Source organism: Dietzia sp. CW19, from assembly GCF_014145265.1.
GTDB lineage: Bacteria > Actinomycetota > Actinomycetes > Mycobacteriales > Mycobacteriaceae > Dietzia > Dietzia natronolimnaea.
On the sequence record NZ_JAALEE010000213.1, the window covers coordinates 1 to 4,701 of the forward strand.

General features: G+C 71.6%; 5 protein-coding genes. 4 read left to right on the forward strand and 1 reads right to left on the reverse strand.

The window, feature by feature from the left end; genetic code table 11:
• The 3 genes from cofH to dapC all read left to right on the forward strand — a co-directional run.
• On the forward strand, nt 1-1,114 hold a 1,114-nt coding region (cofH, locus tag G6021_RS07090; RefSeq protein ID WP_182640941.1), incomplete at its 5' end, for a 5-amino-6-(D-ribitylamino)uracil--L-tyrosine 4-hydroxyphenyl transferase CofH.
• An 85-nt stretch (nt 1,115-1,199) separates the two neighbouring features.
• Entirely contained in the window at nt 1,200-1,523 is a 324-nt protein-coding gene (fdxA, locus tag G6021_RS07095) for a ferredoxin (RefSeq protein ID WP_095718370.1), read from the forward strand.
• 5 nt (nt 1,524-1,528) lie between these two features.
• Nucleotides 1,529-2,641 carry a succinyldiaminopimelate transaminase gene (gene dapC / locus G6021_RS07100; protein WP_182640942.1) on the forward strand — a complete coding sequence of 371 codons (1,113 nt, stop codon included), beginning with the start codon at nt 1,529-1,531 and terminating at the stop codon, nt 2,639-2,641.
• Between the two features lie 166 nt (nt 2,642-2,807).
• Here the strand turns inward: dapC and dapD are convergent, their stop codons facing one another.
• Entirely contained in the window at nt 2,808-3,776 is a 969-nt protein-coding gene (gene dapD, locus G6021_RS07105) for a 2,3,4,5-tetrahydropyridine-2,6-dicarboxylate N-succinyltransferase (protein WP_182640943.1), read from the reverse strand.
• A gap of 7 nt (nt 3,777-3,783) precedes the next feature.
• On the opposite strand from dapD, the gene dapE reads away from it, so the two are divergent.
• Nucleotides 3,784-4,701 (forward strand): succinyl-diaminopimelate desuccinylase (dapE, locus tag G6021_RS07110; RefSeq protein ID WP_182640944.1); only part of this gene is annotated, 918 nt, incomplete at its 3' end.

A 4,701-nucleotide genomic window follows, 5' to 3' on the forward strand; every position in this document is an offset into this window, starting at 1 on the left:
GGTGCTCGCAGCGCTGCGGGCCGCGGAGTCGGACCCGGCCGGCCTCACGGACGACCAGTACCTCGCCCTGGCCACGGCCACGGGGGACGGGCTGGCCGCCGTGGCCGGACTCGCCGACCGGATCCGCGCGGACGTGGTGGGGGAGACGGTGACCTACGTGGTCAACCGGAACATCAACTTCTCCAACATCTGCTACACGGGGTGCCGGTTCTGCGCCTTCGCCCAGCGCAAGGGGGACGCGGACGCGTTCTCGCTCTCGGCCGCCGAGGTGGCCGACCGCGCGTACGAGGCGTACGTCTCCGGGGCGTCCGAGGTCTGCATGCAGGGCGGGATCGACCCGGACCTGCCGGTCTCCGGTTACGCCGACCTCGTCCGCGCGGTCAAGGAGCGGGTGCCGTCCATGCACGTCCACGCGTTCAGCCCGATGGAGATCTCGAACGGCGCGGCCCGGTCGGGAGTGGGGGTCAGGGAGTGGCTCACCGAGCTGCGGGCGGCCGGCCTGGACACCATCCCCGGTACCGCGGCGGAGATCCTCGACGACGAGGTCCGCTGGGTCCTGACCAAGGGCAAACTCCCGGCCTCCGAGTGGATCGACATCGTCACCACCGCCCACGAGGTGGGCCTGCGCTCGAGCTCGACCATGATGTACGGCCACGTGGACACGCCGAGGCACTGGGTGGCGCACCTGCGCACCCTGCGGGGGATCCAGGACCGGACCGGCGGGTTCACCGAGTTCGTCCCCCTGCCCTTCGTGCACCGCAGCGCCCCGCTCTACCTGGCGGGCGCGTCCCGGCCGGGTCCGACGCGGGAGGAGAACGTCGCCGTCCACGCCCTGGCACGGATCATGCTGCACGGATCGATCCACAACGTGCAGACCAGCTGGGTCAAGCTCGGGGTCGCGGGGACGCGCACCATGCTCCGCGCGGGGGCGAACGACCTGGGCGGCACGCTGATGGAGGAGACGATCTCCCGGATGGCCGGGGCCGAGAACGGGTCCGCCAAGACCCCGGAGGAGATCGCGGAGATCGCCACCGGGATCGGTCGGCCCGCCCGGCGTCGGGACACCGTCTACGGACCGGCCCCCACCCAGATCCCCGTGACCGTCGTCACATAGCGCGACCGGCTTCGGGGCGGCGTCGTCGCGGACGCGGGGTGTGACATACGATGCAGGCCATACCGCTACGAGGAAGGTGGCTGACGTGACCTACACGATCGCAGAGCCGTGCGTCGACGTGATGGACAAGTCCTGCGTCGAGGAGTGTCCTGTCGACTGCATCTACGAGGGTGGACGGATGCTGTACATCCACCCCGACGAGTGTGTCGACTGCGGCGCGTGTGAGCCCGTCTGCCCGGTGGAGGCCATCTTCTACGAGGATGACACCCCGGAGGAGTGGTCCGAGTACAACACCGCCAACGTCGACTTCTTCGTCGAGCTGGGATCGCCGGGCGGCGCCGCCAAGGTGGGCAAGGTCGACTACGACCACCCGTTCATCAAGGCGCTGCCCCCCATGAACCAGGAGTGACCCCGGTGGTGTCGCGCCCGGAGCGTCGTCCGCCCGGGCGCGCGCTACCCGTGTTCCCGTGGGACACCCTCGCCGAGGCGAGGTCAGTGGCCACCGCGCATCCCGACGGCCTGGTCGATCTCACCGTGGGCACCCCCGTCGACCCGGTCGCCCCGCTCATCCGTGAGGCACTCGCCGCCGGATCCGCGGAACCGGGTTACCCGACCACCATCGGGACCGCGGAGCTCCGGCTCGCGGCCGCCGACGCTCTCCACCGGCGCTACGGGGTCACCGGCCTGGATCCCGGGGCGATCCTGCCCGCGATCGGTACCAAGGAGTTGATCGCGGGTCTGCCCGCACAGCTCGGACTCGGCCCGGGCCACACGGTCGTCGTGCCGGAGGTGGCCTACCCGACCTACGAGGTGGGGGCCCTGCTCGCGGGTGCGACGGTCGTGCGCGCCGACTCCCTGACGCAACTCGGCCCGTCGTCGCCCACCCTGCTCTACCTCAACTCGCCGTCGAACCCCAGCGGCCGGGTGCTCGGCGTGGACCACCTGCGCAAGGTCGTCGGTTGGGCCCGCGACCGCGGGGTGATCGTGGCCTCGGACGAGTGCTACCTCGGGCTGGTCTGGGAGGGTGAGGCGCCCTCGGTCCTCGACCCGCGTGTCTGCGACGGCGACCACACCGGGCTCCTGGCCCTGCACTCGCTGTCCAAGACGTCGAACCTGGCCTCGTATCGTGCGGGGTTCGTGGCGGGCGACCCGTCCCTCGTGGCGGAGCTGCTGGCGGTGCGCAAGCATGCGGGTCTGATGATGCCCCTGCCCGTCCAGAACGCCATGACCGCGGCGCTCCGGGATGACGCCCACGAGGCCGAGCAACGCGAGCGGTACCGGGCCCGACGTGAGCTCCTGCTCCCGGCCGTGCAGGACGCCGGATTCCGGGTCGACGACTCGCAGGCCGGGCTCTACCTCTGGGCGACCCGCGACGAGCCCTGCCGGGAGACGGTGGACTGGTTCGCCGCCCGCGGTGTCCTGGTGGCCCCCGGTGAGTTCTACGGTTCCGCCGGGGCCCGGCACGTCCGCATCGCCCTCACCGCGACCGACGCCACGGTGGCCGAGGCGGTCCGTCGGCTGGCCTGAGCGGGTCGCACCCTACGTCCGCCCGGCCGCCTACGCCCGACGGCGCCCCGCGCCCGCCGGCGCCATCGAAAAGAGCGTTCCGCGCATCTGCTCTCGGCCGATGCGTGCGGAACGCTCTTGTCGTTGTGGGTGTGCGTCTGTCGTTGTGGGTGTGCGTCGCGGGAGATCAGTCGTTGGCGTGGAGCGCCTCGTTCAGCTCGACGCCCTCACGCTTCCACGGCACGGCCTCGACGGCGCCGGAGAGGGAGTTGCGCCGGAAGAGCAGATTGTCCATCCCGGAGAGCTGGCCCGCCTTGACGGGCTCGCGATCGGCCCAGGCCCCGGCCCGGACGTCCACCTTGGTCCCGGCGGTGACGTAGAGCCCGGCCTCGACCACGCAGTCGTCGCCGAGCGAGATCCCGATTCCGGAGTTGGCACCCAGCAGGCAGCGCTCGCCGATCGAGATGGTCTCCTTGCCGCCGCCCGAGAGGGTTCCCATGATCGACGCGCCGCCACCGACGTCGGAGTCCGCACCGACCACGACGCCGGCCGAGACGCGTCCCTCGACCATCGACGGCCCGAGGGTGCCGGCGTTGAAGTTGACGAACCCCTCGTGCATGACGGTCGTCCCCTCCGCCAGATGGGCACCCAGTCGGACGCGGTCGGCGTCGGCGATCCGGACCCCGGACGGGACCACGTAGTCCACCATCCTCGGGAACTTGTCCACGCCGTAGACCGTCACCGGGCCGCGGGCGCGCAACCTGGCACGCACCATCTCGAATCCCGGTACCTCACAGGGGCCGAAGTTGGTCCACACGACGTTGGCCAGTGTCCCGAACAACCCGTCCATGTTGGCGAAGTGCGGCCGGATGAGGCGGTGGGAGATCAGGTGCAGCCGCAGGTAGGCGTCGTAGGCGTCGGTCGGGGCCTGCGTGAGGTCCTCGATCTCGACCCGCACCGCGACCCGCTCGACACCGCGATCGGCGTCGGGTCCGGTGAGGGGAGCCAGCTCCTCGGGGACCTCGTCACCCGACAGGATCCGGTGACCCCCCTCGGAGGCCGCTCCGAGCTGGGGCGCTGGGTACCACACGTCGAGGACGGTGTGATCGGACGTCAGGGTGGCGATTCCGGTGGCCACGGCTCCGTGTGCACTCATGCCCCCGATGCTAGCGGTCGGCCCCGGCGCGTACCGGCCACGGGCATCTAAGGTGGACGCCGTGACCGCCGCCCTCGATCTGACCGTCGACCCGGTCGACCTCACCCGCGCCCTCGTCGACATCGCGAGTCCCTCCCGGGAGGAGGCGGAGATCGCCGGCGCCGTCCACACGGCGCTCGCCTCCGTGGTCGCCGGCTTCACGGGTCCGGCCGCCGGGCGGACCGAACTCGTGCGGGACGGCCACCGCGTCCTGGCCCGAACCTCGAGGGGGTTGCCGACCCGGGTGGTGCTCGCCGGACATCTCGACACCGTCCCGGTGGCGGACAACGTCCCGTGCCGACTCACGGGTGAGGGAGCCGATCAGGTCCTGCACGGGTGTGGGACCGTGGACATGAAATCCGGCGACGCCGTGTTCCTCCACCTGTTCGCGACCCTGGCGGACTCCGCCGAGCTCGCGCACGATCTCACGTTGGTGCTCTACGACTGCGAGGAGATCGAGGCGACCGCGAACGGTCTCGGGTTCCTCGAACGGACCCACCGCGACTGGCTCACGGGGGACGTGGCGATACTCGGCGAGCCCACCGGCGGCCTGATCGAGGCGGGCTGCCAGGGCACCCTCCGGATCCGGGTCCACGCCCGCGGCACCCGAGCCCACTCGGCGCGGAGCTGGTTGGGGGACAACGCCGTGCACCGCCTCGCCCCGGTGCTGGCGGCGCTGGAGAGGTACGGACCGCGCTCGGTGGACATCGACGGCTGCGTCTACCGGGAAGGGCTGCAGGCCGTGCGGATGTCCGCGGGCGTGGCCGGCAACACCGTCCCGGACGAGGCGTGGCTGGACGTCAACTTCCGCTTCGCGCCGGACCGGGACACCGATGCCGCTCTCGCGCACGCCCTCGACGCGCTCGGGTTGACCGGGGCGGGCCCA

Bases quoted from the DNA above. Each gene is read 5' to 3' on its own strand.
- dapD (WP_182640943.1), bottom strand. From the start codon at position 3,776: ATGAGTGCACACGGAGCCGTGGCCACCGGAATCGCCACCCTGACGTCC.